Here is a 17197-nt window from a genome sequence, read left to right as displayed (position 1 = left end):
CTTATTTGTTATTAGCTTTAAAAAATAATCTTTTAGCTTGTTTTGTATGATTAAAAATCAATTCATCTAAATCAACATCTATTAATTTAGAATCTTTTACTTTCCACTTACCATTTACCATAACTGCATTTGCTTTTGTTGCTCCACATAAAAGTAATGCAGCAAGAGGATCATGTGATCCAGAAAATTGGATTTCATCCAATTTGAAAAGTGCTAAATCAGCTTGTTTACCTACTTCAATCTCTCCAATATCATCTCTATTAAATAATGATGCACTTCCTTTTGTAGCCCAAGAAAGAGCTTTTTGGTGTGTGATTTTTGAAGAACCATATTTTAGTCTTTGTAGATACATTGCCATTCTAGCTTCTAATATCATATTTGAACCATCATTTGATGCACTTCCATCAACTCCAAGTCCTATTTTAACTCCTGCATTTTCAAGTTCTAAACTTCTACAAATACCTGAAGCTAACATCATATTAGAAGTTGGACAATGAGAAATTCCAACATTTGCTTTACCTAATCTTTTAATTTCATCATCATTAAAATGAATTCCATGAGCAAGCCATGTTTTATTATTTAACCAATCTGTATGCTCTAAATAATCAACTGTTCTCATACCAAATTTTTTTAAACAAAAATTCTCTTCATCTATTGTTTCAGCTAAATGTGTATGTAAACAAATGTCATAATCTTTTGCTAACTTAGCACTTTCCTTCATAAGTTCAGTAGATACTGAAAATGGTGAACAAGGAGCAAGAGCTAGTTGGTTCATTGCCCCAATTGTATTGTCATGATATTTTTTTATTAGTCTTATGGAATCTTCTAATATATCTTTTTCATTTTGAACAACACTTTGAGGTGGTAAACCACCATCTTTTTGCCCTAAGCTCATTGAACCTCGTGTTAAAACTGCTCTAACACCTAATTCATTTACAACATCAAATTGTATATCAATTGCATTTTCTAAATCTTTTGAAAAAACATAGTGATGATCACTTGCAGTTGTACATCCTGTTAGTAATAGTTCACACAATGCAAGTTTTGTTGAATAATATATCATCTCACTATCTAGATGTTCCCAAACATTGTAAAGTGTTTTTAACCATGGGAACAACTCTTTATTCAAAGCATCAGGATAAGCACGAGTTAATGTTTGATAAAAATGATGATGAGTATTAATAAGACCTGGGAGAACAACACTATTACTAGCATCAAAAATCTCATTAATTTTTAGTTTTGGTTCAGAATTTTGAGAAACTAATTCTACAATTTTATTATCACTAATAACTATTCCATTATCTGCATCTTTAGCTAATATAGCTAAAGGATTTTTTATCCAAATATTACTCATGCTTTAACCTTTAAGCTTTAACCAAATTTACAGATGGTTCTTCTTCTAAAATCACTTCATTATTCAAAGAATCTAACTCTTTTTCTGGATATTCACCTAAAAATAGTGTTGCAATTATCGCAGTTAATCCACCAGCTGTAATAGCTGAACCAAAAACACTTTGAATTATTTTTCCAGTGATTCCTCCAATATTATTTGACATTGCTGTTATAACTTCGGGAACTAATAAAACACCTAATCCCATTGCAAAAGATACAGCTAGAATTAACATATTTTTTCTATTTAAATCTGTTTTTGAGATTATTTTTATACCTGCAATTGCTACTGTTGCAAACATAATAAGTGTAGCTCCACCTAAAACTGAGTTAGGAACTGTTCTAAATGCTGCACCAATATGAGGAAATAATCCTAAAATTAGTAAAATTGCCCCAACCCAAATACCTATATATCTACTTGCAATTCCTGTTAATTGAATAACTCCGTTATTTTGTGAAAAAGTTGTATTTGGAAAAGTATTAAATAAACCAGCAAGGAAAGAATTGATACCATCACCTAAAATACCACTTTTTATTCTTTTCATATAAGTTTCACCTTTAATAGGTTCTTTTGAAATCATACAGTTTGCAGTTATATCTCCTGAAGATTCAATTGTTGTAACTAAATAAATAATAGCGATAGGAATAAATGCAGCAATATCAAAATCAAATCCATATTTAAGTGGTACAGGTATGCTAATAAATGATTGAACTTGTCCCATTAAAGCAAAGTTTACTTTTCCCATAAATATTGCAATAATAAATCCTACTAACATTCCAATAATAATCGAAGATAATCTAATCCATTGATTAGAAGACTTATTTGCAATAATTATTGTAATAATTACAATAGCACCCAATAATAAATTATCAAAACTAGCAAATAATTCTGGTTTATTATCCATTATATATTTTCCACCAGCTAAGTCTATGAATCCAACTTTAATTAGACTTATTCCAATAATTGTAATAACTGTTCCTGTTACTAAAGGAGTAATTACTCTTTTTAATTTGTCCAAAAATTGACTTAAAAAGATTTCAATAAATGCTCCAAGCATACATACACCAAATATCATTGCTAATATTTCATTTGGTCCTCCACCTTGGGCTTTTGCAATAAATCCAGCTGCTAATACAGAGCTTAAAAAAGCGAAACTTGTTCCTTGAACACAAATCATTCCAGCACCAATTCCTAATGGTTTTTTTGCTTGAATAATTGTACCAACACCTGAAACCATAAGAGCCATAGAAATAAGGTAAGGAATTTCACTTCCTAATCCTAAAACTCCTCCTATAATAAGTGTAGGAGTAATAATACCTATAAAACTTGCTAAAACATGTTGAAGTGCCGCAAAAAATGACTCTTTTGCACCTGGTTTATCATTTAATTTATATATTAATTCAGAATTTTTATTCATAATCAATCCTTATTTTTTGGTAAAATTACCAATTGATTTTTATCATTGCTTGTAAAACATTTGTATGAACATGAGGATTACTTGAAGTAAAATCATTTTTAAATTCATAATAATATAAATGCTCAACACCTACTTGTACAGGTTTCCCTTCAATTTTGAATAAATCATATAATAGTTGATTTTGTGTTCCAAGGTTATATCCTGTTAAATCCACAAATCCTTTAAATGAAAAACCACTATTCCCAAATTTTGTACCATAAACAGGTGTAAATTGATATGTATCTCTTTCATAATCTGTAGTTCCAATAGTTAAATCTACATGTCTATAATAAAGATTTGCTTGAAAATAATCAAATCCAGGAACATTTAAATCTGTACCTAAACCTACTAGTGAAGCCCTAAAATCTGAGTTATCTCCATAGTTATATTGTGTTGCAATAAAATAATCTTTAACAAATGAACTAGATAAATCTGTATTCGTTAAGTAACTTAAACTCAATCTTGGTGCAACTTCCGCATAAATCCACTGTTTATTTGTTGAGTTATATAACTGACCATCACTTGTTTTACAAAAATCTGCGAAGAAAAATACATCTCCAACATTTCCTTTTGTAAGTGTTTCAAATGTCATAGTTGTTTTATTTCCACCACCTTGAGTATCGTAAACTGCACTATTTCCATCAAATTTTCCATTTAAAAGTGAAATACTACTTGTACTAAATGCAAATACTGATAAGTTTATTCCTAAAATCGTTGCTATTATTTTTTTCATTTTATTTCCTTTTTTTATCTTTTTTAATAATGTTTTTAAATTGTATACTTTATAATCATATTGCCCGTATGACTTTTTTGTGAAAACTTAAAAGTCATATTTATGTAGAATTATAAGCTTCAAATACCTTATTCATTTCAGCTCCCTTTATATGTAGAATAGCTATATGGTGTAATTAATAATGGCACATGATAATTTTGCGCAACATCCTCGATATAGAATCGAATAACAACATCTTTTAAAAACTCTGTTTTTATTCCTTGTTTATTAAAATATGTTTCAACATCAAAAATTAACTCGTATCCTCCCTTTTGTAGATTTTCCTTTTCAAGTAATGCTTCATCACATCTTCCATCATTATTTGAAAAAACTGTTTTAATTAATTCATAGTTATTTTCAACTTTTTTATAAAGTTTGATTTCTAAATCACTTGCTGGTTTTCCAATTGTTGTATCTAATATATGTGTTGATAATTTTCCCATTTTTTAGCTCCTTATCTAAGTGAAATAATATAGTTTCCTAACATATCTCTTTCTTCTTTTGTCATATTTGTTTTATTTGACAATGGCATAGAATCTGTGGCAACAGTTCTCGAATAAATTACATCTTTAGCATTTATAATTTGCTCTTTTGTATCAAGTATAAAACCACTTGGAGCAATAGTAAAAGTATCATCTGTTGGATTTTTTGAGTGACAAGTAGCACATCTATTTTCTATTATTGGTTTTATTTGTTCAAAGGTAACTATTTGGGAATTTACATCAATTTTTGGTTTACTTGGTATTAAAGTTATAAACACTGCAAGTGTTATAACTCCTGCTACCACTAAAGTTATTGTTTTGCCACCTTTACCTTCACCTCTTAAATTAAAATAGTGTCTTATTAGAACTGTTGTTATAAATACTAAAACTAGCATAATTGCAGGATTAACTCCAGTGTAAAACATTGGAAAATGAGCACTTAACATAATAAATAAAACAGGTAGTGTAAAGTAATTATTATTTCGTGATCTTATATAACCTCTAAAACCTACTTCTTCACCTACTTTTGTTTTATCAACACATGCTTTTACAAGTTCTCTTTGTGATGGCATAATTACAAAGAATACATTGAAAACCATTATTGTTCCAATCATTGCTCCAATTTGATAAAAAACTGCTCTAGGAGTAAAAAATTGTTGATAAAATAGTGCTGAAATAAATACAAGAATTAACATAATAAAAGCAACTATATTTTGTTTTTTTACTAATGATGATTTACAAATTTGATCATAAATAAGCCAAGCAATTACAAGTCCTGCTAAACTCATCAAAATTCCACTTGTTGCACTTAGAGAAGTTCCAGCTTTTAAAAGAAATGAAGTTGCATTGTAATAATAAACTACACATAGAAGTCCAAAACCTGTAATTAACGTAAAATATGCTTCCCATTTAAACCAATGTAAATGTTCTGGCAATTTATCTGGATAAGTTTTATATTTTTCTAAATAATAAAATCCTCCACCATGTACTGCCCATAAATGTCCAGAAATTCCATCTTTTTGCCCTTCACTTCTATTTAAATTATTTTCTAGCCAGTTAAAATAAAAAGATGCTCCAATCCATGCAATTCCTGTAATAAAATGTGCAAATCTAATCATTGTATTTAACCAATCAACAATATATGTTTCCATAAACTAATCCTTTAAAATTTTAATTTCTTCATCTATATCAACTTCGATACAATCAATAACTTTGTTTTCTTTTTTTCCTAAATCATTTCTATCTATTACAATAAATTGTTCTTCATTTTCACAAGCAATCAAAGGAAAATGCCAAATTCCTTTATTGTAATGAACCCCTTGATTTCCATCTGTTTTAAAAACTTTTAGTGTTGTTAAATCAGGTTTTTCATCACCTAATGCAACAACAACTAAAAATGAATTATTACTTCTTGGAATAAAAGTTTGGGAAAAAAATGGATGTTTTTCCATCATATTTATCTTCAATGGAAACTCTCTTTTTTTCCCAATATATAAATGAACAGTTGCAACTCCACCATTTTCATTTGCATCAATGTTGCAAAGGTTATAGTGTTTTTGTGCAAAACCATTATTTATAACTACTGATTTACTATTTTGTGTACTTAAAACTTCTCCATAAGCTTTGAAAACCTCAATATTTAAATCAATAGGTTTTAAAATTTTTTTCATTTTTTATTTCTCAACTTTTACAAATTTTCCAAATAGTTTTAGTCTTGAAACTCCACCATCAGGGAAAATATTGATTCTAATATGAGTTATTGGTTTATCGTGAAGTAAAAAACTCTTATCAAAATAGTGTTTATTATGCATTGATAATTTTTGTTTAGGAATCAACTCTTCCCAAAAAATACTTTGAGTTATTACTGAACTATCTGTTGTATTTTCTAAATATGCACTACAAATAGAAAAACTATCAGCAAAATTTCCTTTGAAGAAATTTGTATCAATCATAATATTATCTATGATTGCTGGCTTTGCTAGTTCTATAATTCCCCAGTCAAATCCAGGTTCCCTTCTTCGTCTAGTTTCCCAACCATCACCCATATTTAAAGCATCATTTTCTTTTAAAATATTTTTTAAAGGACCAAAAAACTCATTGTTTGTATAAACAGCTCTTGCACCATTTAACATAGAAAGTACATTTATATTATCTTCATCATAAAGTTTTTCATCAAAACAGATTTCACCAAAAGCTTTAAATCTTGCAATTCCACCATCAGGATAAATGTCAACTCTTAAATGTGTTAACTCTTTTACATAACTTGAATCAAAATACTGTTTTTTATCCCCTTCTAAATCACTTTGAGTTAATAATTCAAATGTTTCTAATGTCTCATATTTAGATACAAACTCTTCATCACTCATATCTTTTGCCTTGAAACCTTTGATTGAAATAGCTTTTGGATAATTCCCTCTAAAAAAAGATGTATCAACTAAAAAAGAGTTGATTTTTGATATTTTTCCTAGTTTTATAATACAATGGTCATTTCCACCATTTCTTCTTCGTCTAGTTTCCCAACCATCCATCCAATGTCCATTTTCATCAAATTCATCTTTAAATACTGCCTCTGTTTCTAAAAGCATTCTATTTGCACTTGCAAAAAACTCATCTGTTGTAAAAATAATTTTTGAATTTAATTCACAACTTGTTACATTTATTAATTCATTTCTTTTAGTTTCCATAAATACCCTTTATTCTAATCAATGCAATTTTATTTATTTGTTCTAATGCTATTTGTTTCTCTTTTTCATAAGAATTTTCTAATCTTGTATTAAAATCTTCAATAATTTCTTCTTTATTTTTACCTTTAACTGCTAAGATATATGGAAAATTGAATTTTTCAAAATAATTCTTATTTAATTTATTAAAAAGTTCAATTTCTTCTTTTGTACAACTATTAAGCCCAGCGCTTTTTTGCTCAATTGTAGAAAAATCTGTTAATTCTCCTTTTTGTGCTTCTTTTCCTGCTAACATAGGATGGGCTTTGATTAAATTCATTCTTAAAAAATCATTTGCAGCTAGCATCTCTTCACAAAGTAAAGCATGAAATTTTTCTATATCATCAAACTTTTTATCACTTTTTACTATTTCATAAACATTTTGAATAACCCAAGGAGAATGTTCATAAAGTTCTTTAAAAACTTCCAAATATTTATCTTTTGATTCATTTGCTAAAGCATAAGGCTTTTTCATAAAATAATCTCCTTTTCTGAAAAATTTTCAATCCAATGTTTTGCTATCTCACCTCTTGTACAAAACCATATATCATCAAATTTTCTTACATATTCTAAAAATTTTTTCATTGCCATTATTCGTCCAGGTTTTCCCAAAATTCTACAATGCATTCCTATTGTCATCATTTTGGGAGTTCCACTTAATCCTTCAGCATATAAACAATCAAAACTATCTTTTAAATATTGAAAAAATTCTTCACTATATGTAAATCCACCAAAAATAAATCTCATATCATTATTATCCATTGTATATGGAATAACTAAGTGCTGTTTTGTTGTAATTTCGGGTGCAAAATATGGTAAATCATCATTGTATGAATCACTATCGTATAAAAAACCACCTTCTTGTACTACAAGTTTTCTAGTATTTTGACTATCACGTCCTGTATACCAACCAAGAGGACGTTTTCCTATCATATTTGTTAAAATCTCAATACTTTTATATAAATGATCTCTTTCAATTGATTCTTCAATTTGTTGATAATTAATCCATCTATAACCATGTGAGCAAATATCGTAATTATATTTTGTGATATATTCAGCAAGTTTTGGGTTTCTTTGCAAAGCCATTGCAACAGTAAAAATAGTTAAAGGAATATCAAAACTTTTAAATAGTTCTAATAGTCTCCATACTCCAACTCGTGAACCATATTCATATAATGTTTCTATAGATTGATGTCTTTGTCCTATAAATGCTTGAGGATTATTCATTTCTGATAAAAATACTTCACTCGCCACATCTCCATGTAAAACACAATTTTCAGAACCTTCTTCATAATTTAGTACAAATTGTAAAGCTATTTTTGCACCATTTGGCCATTTTGGATTTATTGGTTCATTCCCATAGCCAACCATATCTCTTGGATAATTTTCTATATTCATCTCTTACTCTTTCAAAAAACAAAGCTAATTATAAATAATTACCTTTTTTATATGAGATAATTTTATCAGATTGTCTACAATAATTGTTTACAAAATATGTATATTTTTTATTCAATTTAAAAATTAATTTCTTGATAATATTTTTGTATATTTTTTGAAGAAAAAATTATAAGAGAGAGAACTCCCTTATAATTTTTATAAAATAAAAGCTAAAGCACTAATAAAAGTAATAACTAGAATACCTAAGTTTAAATCTTTTTGTTCTTTTTTTATTAATTTTATTATTGTATATATTAAAAATCCTGCTGCTATTCCATTTGTTATTGAAAATGTCAATGGCATTAGCATTACTATTAAAAATATCCCTGCTTTTGTTGCAAAATCAGTTTTGTCAAATTCTATTTTCCCTAATTCTGTAAACATTAGTATTCCCACTACTACTAAAACTGGATAAATCGCATTTGATGGTATTGCTTTAAATAGTGGCAACATAAACAGTGTTGTTACGAAGAACATTGCTGTAAACACTGCTGTTAATCCTGTTCTTCCTCCTTCTTCCACTCCACTTGCACTTTCTATAAACGAAGTTGTTGTTGAAACTCCTAATAAGCTTCCTGCTGTTGTTGCTAGAGCATCTGCTTCTAATGTTTTTTGTAATGATTTATCATCTTTATTATTCTCTTGGAACAGTTTTGCTCTTGTTCCTACACCTGTTAGTGTTCCTAAGGTATCAAACATATCTGTGATTAGGAAAGTGATTATTACTGGTAATAAAGACAATGTCATTGCGCTTAAGATATCTAATTTAAATGCAATTGGTTCTATTGAAGCTGGTATTGAAAATATTTGAGTTGGAACACTACCTATTCCTACTATCCAGCCAACTATACTTGTAAGAATAATAGCAAGGATAAATGCTCCTTTTATTTTATATGCATAAAATCCCAAAGACAAAACAAGACCTAACACACCAAGAAGGACTTCTGGTTTTGAAAAGTCTCCTAAGCTTACTAATGTAGCTTGATTTGCGCTTATCATTCCCATTTGTTTTAGACCAATAAAGGCTATAAATGTTCCTATACCTGCACTTATTGCACGTCTAAGGTTCATAGGAATTGAAGTCATTATCCAGATTCTAAAGTTAGTTAGAGATAAGATTACAAAAAGTATACCTGAAAGAAATACTATACCTAAAGCTGTTTCCCAAGGTATTTTCATACCTAAAACTAAACCATAAGAAAAGTAAGCATTTAAACCCATACCAACACTCATTGCAATAGGAGTATTAGACCAAAGACCGCTAAAAAGTGTTGCTAGGATAGTGATTAGAGCTGTTGCTGTAATTACCGCATCCATTGGTAGACCTGCATCTGAGAGTATAAATCCATTTACTGGTACTATATACATCATTGTTAGGAATATTGTAAATCCTGCAAATAATTCTGTTTTTACATCACTCCTATTCTTCTTCAATTTAAATATGTCCATAAAAATTTCCTTGTTTTTTTTATATCAGTAAATATTATCTGATTGTCTACAAAAATTGTGAACAATTATTGAATAATTTTTAAACATTTTAAGAAGTTTTTTATAGAATTATTAAATTCTATATACAAAAATTGTATACAATCTTTAAAATAATTAACTATAATTAAGTTTTTAAAAGGATAAATATTATTATGAATAAAAGAAAATTTTTTAAAACATCAATTTTATATTTTGAAAAAGATCCGTCAAAATGTGAAAATAAAAAAAATTCAATTAAATTTTATAAAAATGGCTTGTTGATTATTGAAGAAACTAAGATTTTTGCAAGTGGTGATTATGAAGAGTTAATATCACTTTATAATATAGATAAAAAAGATATATCACTTGAATATGAAGATAATCTAATAATGCCTGGTTTCATTGATACTCATTTACACTATGCTCAAACAGAGATGATAGGTTCTTTTGGAGAACAACTTTTACCTTGGCTGGAAAAATATACTTTCCCAACGGAAATGAAATATAAAGACCCAATTTATGCAAAAGAGATGGCTAATTTTTTCATAAAAGAGCTTTTTAAAAATGGAACTACAACAGCAGCCGTTTTTACTACTGTTCACAAAGAATCTACAAATGCAATCTTCGAAGTAGCCAATAAATACAAAATGAGACTAATTGCTGGAAAAGTTATGATGGATAGAAATGCTCCAAAAGAACTTCTTGATGATGCAAAAAGTAGCTATGAAGATAGTTTAGAATTAATTGAAAAATGGCATGAAAAAGATAGATTACTTTATGCAATAACACCAAGATTTGCTCCTACATCCACAAAAGAGCAGTTAGAGCTTGCAAGAAAATTAAAAGAAAAATATCCTACAACTTATATACAAACACATTTAAGTGAAAATTTGAATGAAATTCAATGGGTAAAATCACTATTTTCAAATGCAAAAAGTTATTTAGATGTTTATGATTCTTTTGGATTAGTAACAAATAGAGCCATTTTTGGACATGCTATTTATTTGGAAGAGCAGGAGTATAAAACACTACATGAAAAAGGAGCAAGTGTTAGTTTATGCCCTACTTCAAATCTATTTTTGGGAAGTGGTTTATTTAAAATTAAAAAACTAAAAGATGAAAACTGTGAAGTTAAAATTGGATTTGGGAGTGACGTTGGAGCTGGAACAACATTAAACATGATTAAAACTTTAAATGAAGCATATAAGATAGTCTCACTAGAGCAAAATAGTGCTCAAAATAGAGAAGCACTTAGTGCTTTTGAAGGCTTTTATCAAATAACTTTAGGAGCCTCAATTTCACTTGATTTAGAAGATAAAATTGGTAAGTTAGCATCTAATTATGAAGCTGATTTTGTGGTGATTGATTTTAAAGCTGATGAAATTCAAAACTTAAGAATGCAAAAAATTGAAGAGCAAAACAAAGATGATTTAGCTGAATTAGAAGAAAAACTCTTTGCACTTATGATAATGGGTGATGACAGAAACATCAAAGCTACTTTTGTAAATGGTAAAAAAGTTTATTAACTTTTTTATTGTTTCCCTAGATTGAATTTATCTTTATTTAGATTTTTTCTATAAAGTTCCCAAATTTGATACATTTTGGCTTTTAAATCAAACATATTATCTGAACTAATCACACCTAAAATCATGCTCTTATTTTGTGAAAAGGCAAAACTTTCAAAACTATTATGAATTTTAGTTATAAACTCTTCACTATTTTTTACTTTTATATATATTTTTGCAAAAATAAAATTTGAACTATCTTTTCTATTTATATAATCTTTTAGTTCATCACCTTGAACATCAAATTTTTCTATATATTCTAAATTATTTTCTTGCTTAAATGTATTTTTTATAAGCATATTCGAAAAATCAAAATTTTCAAAACTTCTACCACGACTTAAAATATCTACATAAAAAAAAGTTGAACTTTCATCAAAATTTAATTTAAAAAGCTGAATATAACGTGAATCTTTAAATAAAATCAATTCATCATTTATAAATTCTAAATTTGAATTTTTTAGATTTATATTAATTTTATTTATTCCATACTCTTTTTTCGATTGGTAAACTTTTGTTGCTGATTCTGTAGTAATTATTAATGATGAATTAATCAAAGAAAAAGAGATTTTTATTTTATCTTTTGGAAAAATTCCTTCACCAATGTTTAATAACTTTATATAATTTTCTATTTCATCAAAATAATAATAACGTGATGGTAGATTTAATTTATTTAAGCTAAATTTATTATCTTTGAAATCAAAATTTAAACTCATATTCTCTATTTACCAAATATAAATTTTATTTTTTTTGTTGGTGTAATTCCAAAATCTAAAACTTCAACACAATGATCTAAATGCTCTAACATCACTCGTTTTGCATTCTCAATATTATTACTTTTTATTGTGTCAATTAAAACTCTGTGTTCATCATATGAAGAAAATTGTGTATTTTCATCTTCATAAATTAATGCAGCAAGAATACTTAATGGAATAAGAGGTTTTAAAGCATTTATTAAAAACTCATTTTCACTTAAAGATGCTAAATTTAAATGAAAATCACAAGAAGATTTAACATATTCACCATTTCTATGTGATATTTTTAAATATTCTTCAGTATTTACATTTTCTAAAAGTGATGATAAATCAATATTCTGATTAGCATGTTTTTGTGTTACTATTTCAACAACACCTGTTTCAATTATTTTTCTTGCTGAAAAAATATCTTTTGCATCTTCCTCACTTATCCATACAACATGAAAACCTTGATTTTTTTTGTATGTTAATATTCCCATCGTTTCTAATTTACTAAATGCTTTTCGAACAACATCTCGACTTGTATTTAATTCTTTTGCTAAAACACTTTCTGATAGTTTAATTCCAGGATGTAATTTTTTGTTAAAAATTGAATCAAAAATAAAATTTACTATATTATCTTCTAATGTTATTACATCATTTACTTCCATCATATAATTTCCCTTTTAATAACTTCAAATTTATTTAAATTGTCTACAATTATTTTAGGAATTATTATACCTCATAACATATTATTTATCAAAAAGTTTTATGTATAATTTATACTAATTAGAATTATTTACTATTTTTATACTTTTTTATTTAATATGACATATAACTAGAAATTCTTATAATAAAATTTTCATTTATTCTTCTTTTTATCAGCAATTAATCTTATTTATATTTTAACTTTAAATTTAATTTTGTATTTATTCCTAAGCATTATAATAATCTAAACCGACATATACTTCTTAATAATCTCATCACTAAGTTGCCCTATCTCACCACAAGCAACTACACTTCCTCTATCTATTACATAAAAATCATCACCATGACGTCTAGCAAATGGAAGTTTTTGTTCAACCAACATAACAGTTATTTGCTCTTCTTTTGTAAGATAATCAATAACCTCGCCAATTTGAGCTACGATATTTGGTTGTATTCCTTCACTTGGTTCATCAAGTATTAAAAAATCTGGGTCAATACATAAAGCTCTTGCAATTGCCAATTGTTGTTGCTGACCTCCACTTAAATCTCCACCTTTTCTTTTTTGCATATCTTTTAAAACTGGGAATAAATCATAGATTTTATCTGGAACTTTTTTGATTTTATGTCTATTTGACATAACTCCTATTTGAAGATTTTCCAAAACTGTTAGTTGTGAAAAAATCTCTCTTCCTTGTGGTACATAACCTATTGCTATACTTGCACGTTTGTGGTCTGGAAGTTTTGAGATATCAGTATCATTATAGATTAGTCCACCATCTTTTATTGGAAGTAAACCCATGATAACTTTACTCAAAGTTGTTTTTCCAACTCCATTTCTTCCCATAACACAAGTACATCTACCTTTTTTAAACTCTAAGTTTAAATCCCAAAGAGTGTGACTTTGTCCATAAAATTGATTTACATTTTCTATTTTTAACATCACTATTCTCCTAGATATACTTTTCGTACTTTTTCATTGTTTTGTATTGCATCCATACTTCCTTCTGCAAGTACAGCCCCTTCATGTAAAACTGTTACTTTTTTTGCAATACTTCTAATAAACTCCATATCATGCTCAACTACAACTACCGCATTTTCTTTTGATAAACTTGTCAAAATCTCTGCTGTTTTTTCCACCTCTTGTGGTGTCATTCCTGCAACTGGTTCATCTACAAGTAAAAGTTTTGGTTCTTGCATGATTAACATACCGATTTCTAGCCACTGTTTTTGACCATGAGATAATATTCCAGCTTGTTGATTGTATAACTCTTTTAAACCAATCAGTTTCATAGTATCTTCAATTTTATCTTTTTGTTCGCTACTTAGTCTTGAAAAAAGTGTTTTGAAAAATCTTTTATCATCTTTCATTGCAAGTTCAAGATTTTCAAAAACTGTATGATTTGCAAAAACAGTTGGTTTTTGAAATTTTCTTCCAATTCCAATTTGAGCGATACTTGGTTCATCCATTGAAAGTAAATCAACTGCTTCACCAAAAACAACTTGTCCCTCATCTGGTTTTGTTTTACCTGTAACTACATCCATCATAGTTGATTTTCCAGCTCCATTTGCACCAATAATACATCTTAGTTCTCCATAATTTATAGAAAAACTAAGATTATTTAAGGCTTTAAAACCATCAAAACTAACACTAACACCATCAACTAATAGGATTCTATCACCTATTTTTAAATCACCTATTCTTTGCTCATTTTCATGTTTTAATAGTCTCATCTTAAGCCTTTTTTACTTTTGATTTAAACATTGTAAATATTCCAACCACACCTTTTGGAAGATATAGAGTAACTACAACAAAAAGTGCACCTAAAGCATATAACCAAACTTCTGGAAGAGCAGATGTAAAATATGTACTTGCAAAACTTACAACTATTGCACCTATGATTGCACCATAAAGCGTACCTCGTCCTCCAATTGCAACCCAAATAACGAGTTCAATAGAAAATAAAGGTGAAAAAACTCCAGGATTTATGATTCCTACTTGTGGCACATAAAGTGCTCCAGCGATTGCAGCTAATATTGCAGATACAACAAAAATAAAAAGTTTATATTGTTCTACTTTATATCCTAAAAATCTCACCCTACTTTCAGCATCTCTAATAGATATTACAACTCGTCCAAGTCTTGAATTTATAATAAATCTACAAAGTAAATATCCTAAAGTTAAAGCTATAAAAGTGATGATTAATAACCCTACTCTTGTAGTATCAGCTGATAAGTCAAAACCTAAAATATCTTTAAAATCTGTCAGACCATTATTTCCACCAAATCCCATATCATTTCTAAAGAAAGCTAACATAAGTGCATAAGTTAAAGCTTGTGTTATGATTGAAAGATAAACTCCAGTTACCCTACTTTTAAATGCTAACCATCCAAAAATAAAAGCTAAAAGTGCGGGAACAAACATAACCATCAAAAAGGCAAATAAAGGATTATCAAATCCATACCAAAACCAAGGTAACTCTTTTAAATTCATAAACACCATAAAATCTGGTAAATCTGGATTTCCATAAACTCCTCTTTCACCAATTTGACGCATAAGATACATAGCCCAAGCATAACCCCCAAGAGCAAAAAATGCTCCATGACCAAGGCTTAAAACTCCTAAATATCCCCACACTAAATCAAGAGCAAGAGCAAGTAATGCAAATGCTAAATATTTTCCTAAAATCGTAACTGTAAAAGTCGAAATATAAAAAATCGAATTTTCTGGAACAAATAAATTACAAAATGAAACTACAAATACTACAACAGCAAGAGATGATAAAACTATTTTTCCACCTTTATCATTTTGCATAATTTTTAAAATTAATGGTTGCTTTTTCATATCTTAATCCTCAACATCTCTTCCCTTTTGTGGGAAAAGCCCTCTTGGTTTTTTCTGAATAAATAGTATTATGAATACTAAAATAATAACTTTTGCTAAAACTGCCCCAGCAACTGGTTCGATAAATTTATTTATTTCTCCAAGTGAAAATGCTGCTATTAAAGTTCCCCATAAATTTCCAACTCCACCAAACACAACAACCATAAAACTATCTACGATATATGCTTGTCCAAGATTTGGTCCAACATTTGTAAGTTGAGATAAAGCAACTCCAGCAACTCCTGCAATTCCTGAACCTATTCCAAATGTTATTGCATCAATGTAACTTGATTTTATTCCCATTGCACGTGCAATTGGTCTATTTTGAGAAACTGCTCGAACTTTTAATCCTAAACTTGTTTTTTTCATCACATATAAAATTGCTAAAAACACAATGATTGAAAAAATCACAATATAAAGTCTATTATATGTAAGTGATAAGGCACTATTTATTTCCCATGCTCCACTCATCCATGATGGAGTTTTTACCTCTTGGTTAAGTGGTGAGAATATTGTTCTAACAACTTGTTGTAAAATCAAACTAATCCCAAAAGTTGCTAGTAATGTTTCAAGTGGTCTTCCATATAAATGTCTGATAACTAATCTTTCTATTAAAATCCCAACTAAAGCACTCACTATAAAAGCACAAGGAATTGCTATGATAATCGAATATTCGATTAAATTTGGCATTAATTGTTGGATTGTATATGTAGTATATGCTCCAATCATGATTAGTTCACCATGAGCCATATTTATTACTTTCATAACCCCAAAAGTAATAGCAAGTCCAATTGCAGCTAAAAGTAAAACTGAACCTTGAGAAAGTCCAAAAAATGCTGTTTCTATAAACGAATAAAAACTTCTAGAACGCTCTATTGAAGATATTGATTTATTTGCTTCTTCTTTTAATTCAAGTGATGAATCACTTGATTCACTTATAGTTTTCAAAGTTGCTAATGAGTTTGAAGAGATATAATCACCTAAAGTACGAACAGCTTCTAACTGTTTTTCTCCGGTGTAATATTTAGCAAAAATGATATTTTTAGCTTCAAGTAAAAGCTCTTTAACCTCATCATTTTTCTCTTTTTCCAAAGCTTTTAAGATAACTGTTTCATCATCTTTTGTAACATTTTGTAAAATATTTTTAGCTGATGTCTCTCTTTTTTTTACATCTTTAGAGAAAAGATTTATTTGAGCAAGTAAGCTTTTTATAACACTTCTTAATTTATTGTTAGTTTTAACTTTTTCAAATCTTGATTCATCAAGTTTTTCTAAATCATTTCCACTAATCAAAGATTTAGTGTATAAACTATTTTCTTCTTTTTTAACTAATACAACAACATCTTTATCATCATTTTTGATGAATAAATCTCCATCAAGCATTTTAGATAAAACTAAAGTTAATCTATCATCTTCTATATAATTATTTGCAAGTTGAGTTACAATATTTTCTTTTTCATTAAAATTTTTTCCGTCTATTGCTTTTAAATCATCTTCAAATGTTGAAGAAAAAAGAGATGATAGGATTAATAAATTAAGAAAGATTATTTTAAAAATTGAAAATTTCATTTTTTAGTCCTATGTAGAT

At 28.0% G+C, this 17197-nt stretch carries 17 protein-coding genes; 1 reads left to right on the top strand and 16 read right to left on the bottom strand.

The features are described 5' to 3' along the window. Position 1: 1 nt before the first annotated feature. The 10 genes from ADFLV_RS04905 to ADFLV_RS04860 form a co-directional block, all read right to left on the bottom strand. Positions 2-1354, bottom strand: a complete 1353-nt coding sequence (locus ADFLV_RS04905; protein WP_129012024.1) for an 8-oxoguanine deaminase — start codon at positions 1352-1354, stop codon at positions 2-4. 10 nt (positions 1355-1364) lie between these two features. Beyond that, entirely contained in the window at positions 1365-2807 is a 1443-nt protein-coding gene (locus tag ADFLV_RS04900; protein ID WP_129012025.1) for a uracil-xanthine permease family protein, read from the bottom strand. Positions 2808-2832: 25 nt separating this feature from the next. Then, positions 2833-3579, bottom strand: a complete 747-nt coding sequence (locus ADFLV_RS04895) for an outer membrane protein OmpK (RefSeq protein WP_129012026.1) — start codon at positions 3577-3579, stop codon at positions 2833-2835. A 137-nt stretch (positions 3580-3716) separates the two neighbouring features. Further along, complete coding sequence (gene uraH / locus ADFLV_RS04890) at positions 3717-4061, bottom strand: hydroxyisourate hydrolase (RefSeq protein WP_129012027.1); 345 nt, start codon at positions 4059-4061, stop codon at positions 3717-3719. A gap of 11 nt (positions 4062-4072) precedes the next feature. Further along, the gene (locus ADFLV_RS04885; RefSeq protein WP_129012028.1) at positions 4073-5251 is read right to left on the bottom strand and encodes a urate hydroxylase PuuD; all 1179 of its coding nucleotides are present in this window, start codon (positions 5249-5251) and stop codon (positions 4073-4075) included. A gap of 3 nt (positions 5252-5254) precedes the next feature. Beyond that, entirely contained in the window at positions 5255-5770 is a 516-nt protein-coding gene (locus tag ADFLV_RS04880) for an ureidoglycolate lyase (RefSeq protein WP_129012029.1), read from the bottom strand. Positions 5771-5773: 3 nt separating this feature from the next. Beyond that, positions 5774-6784, bottom strand: a complete 1011-nt coding sequence (gene alc, locus ADFLV_RS04875; protein WP_129012030.1) for an allantoicase — start codon at positions 6782-6784, stop codon at positions 5774-5776. Further along, positions 6774-7295 (bottom strand): 2-oxo-4-hydroxy-4-carboxy-5-ureidoimidazoline decarboxylase, encoded by a 522-nt coding sequence (gene uraD, locus ADFLV_RS04870; protein ID WP_129012031.1) that lies wholly within the window; start codon positions 7293-7295, stop codon positions 6774-6776. The genes alc and uraD overlap by 11 nt, the downstream gene beginning before the upstream one ends. After that, entirely contained in the window at positions 7292-8218 is a 927-nt protein-coding gene (gene puuE, locus ADFLV_RS04865) for an allantoinase PuuE (RefSeq protein ID WP_129012032.1), read from the bottom strand. The genes uraD and puuE overlap by 4 nt, the downstream gene beginning before the upstream one ends. Positions 8219-8413: 195 nt before the next feature. Next, on the bottom strand, positions 8414-9706 hold the full coding sequence (locus ADFLV_RS04860; RefSeq protein ID WP_129012033.1) for an NCS2 family permease: 1293 nt from the start codon (positions 9704-9706) through the stop codon (positions 8414-8416). Between the two features lie 191 nt (positions 9707-9897). Here ADFLV_RS04860 and guaD point away from each other — a divergent pair, with 191 nt between their 5' ends. Next, the gene (gene guaD, locus ADFLV_RS04855) at positions 9898-11250 is read left to right on the top strand and encodes a guanine deaminase (protein ID WP_206731482.1); all 1353 of its coding nucleotides are present in this window, start codon (positions 9898-9900) and stop codon (positions 11248-11250) included. 5 nt (positions 11251-11255) lie between these two features. Here the strand turns inward: guaD and ADFLV_RS04850 are convergent, their stop codons facing one another. The 6 genes from ADFLV_RS04850 to urtB form a co-directional block, all read right to left on the bottom strand. Further along, positions 11256-12002 (bottom strand): urease accessory protein UreD, encoded by a 747-nt coding sequence (locus ADFLV_RS04850; RefSeq protein WP_129012035.1) that lies wholly within the window; start codon positions 12000-12002, stop codon positions 11256-11258. 5 nt (positions 12003-12007) lie between these two features. Further along, positions 12008-12694, bottom strand: a complete 687-nt coding sequence (locus tag ADFLV_RS04845) for a GntR family transcriptional regulator (protein WP_172658758.1) — start codon at positions 12692-12694, stop codon at positions 12008-12010. Between the two features lie 278 nt (positions 12695-12972). Further along, complete coding sequence (urtE, locus tag ADFLV_RS04840; protein WP_129012036.1) at positions 12973-13668, bottom strand: urea ABC transporter ATP-binding subunit UrtE; 696 nt, start codon at positions 13666-13668, stop codon at positions 12973-12975. 2 nt (positions 13669-13670) lie between these two features. Further along, positions 13671-14459: an urea ABC transporter ATP-binding protein UrtD gene (gene urtD, locus ADFLV_RS04835; RefSeq protein ID WP_129012037.1), complete on the bottom strand. Its 789-nt coding sequence runs from the start codon at positions 14457-14459 to the stop codon at positions 13671-13673. A gap of 1 nt (position 14460) precedes the next feature. Continuing rightward, complete coding sequence (gene urtC / locus ADFLV_RS04830) at positions 14461-15570, bottom strand: urea ABC transporter permease subunit UrtC (RefSeq protein ID WP_129012038.1); 1110 nt, start codon at positions 15568-15570, stop codon at positions 14461-14463. Positions 15571-15573: 3 nt separating this feature from the next. Further along, positions 15574-17178: an urea ABC transporter permease subunit UrtB gene (gene urtB / locus ADFLV_RS04825; RefSeq protein WP_129012039.1), complete on the bottom strand. Its 1605-nt coding sequence runs from the start codon at positions 17176-17178 to the stop codon at positions 15574-15576. Positions 17179-17197 lie beyond the last annotated feature (19 nt).

This window comes from Arcobacter defluvii (assembly GCF_013201725.1).
Classification (GTDB): Bacteria; Campylobacterota; Campylobacteria; order Campylobacterales; family Arcobacteraceae; genus Aliarcobacter; species Aliarcobacter defluvii.
Note: the sequence above shows the minus strand (reverse complement) of the source record. Positions and strands in the feature narration are given on the sequence as shown.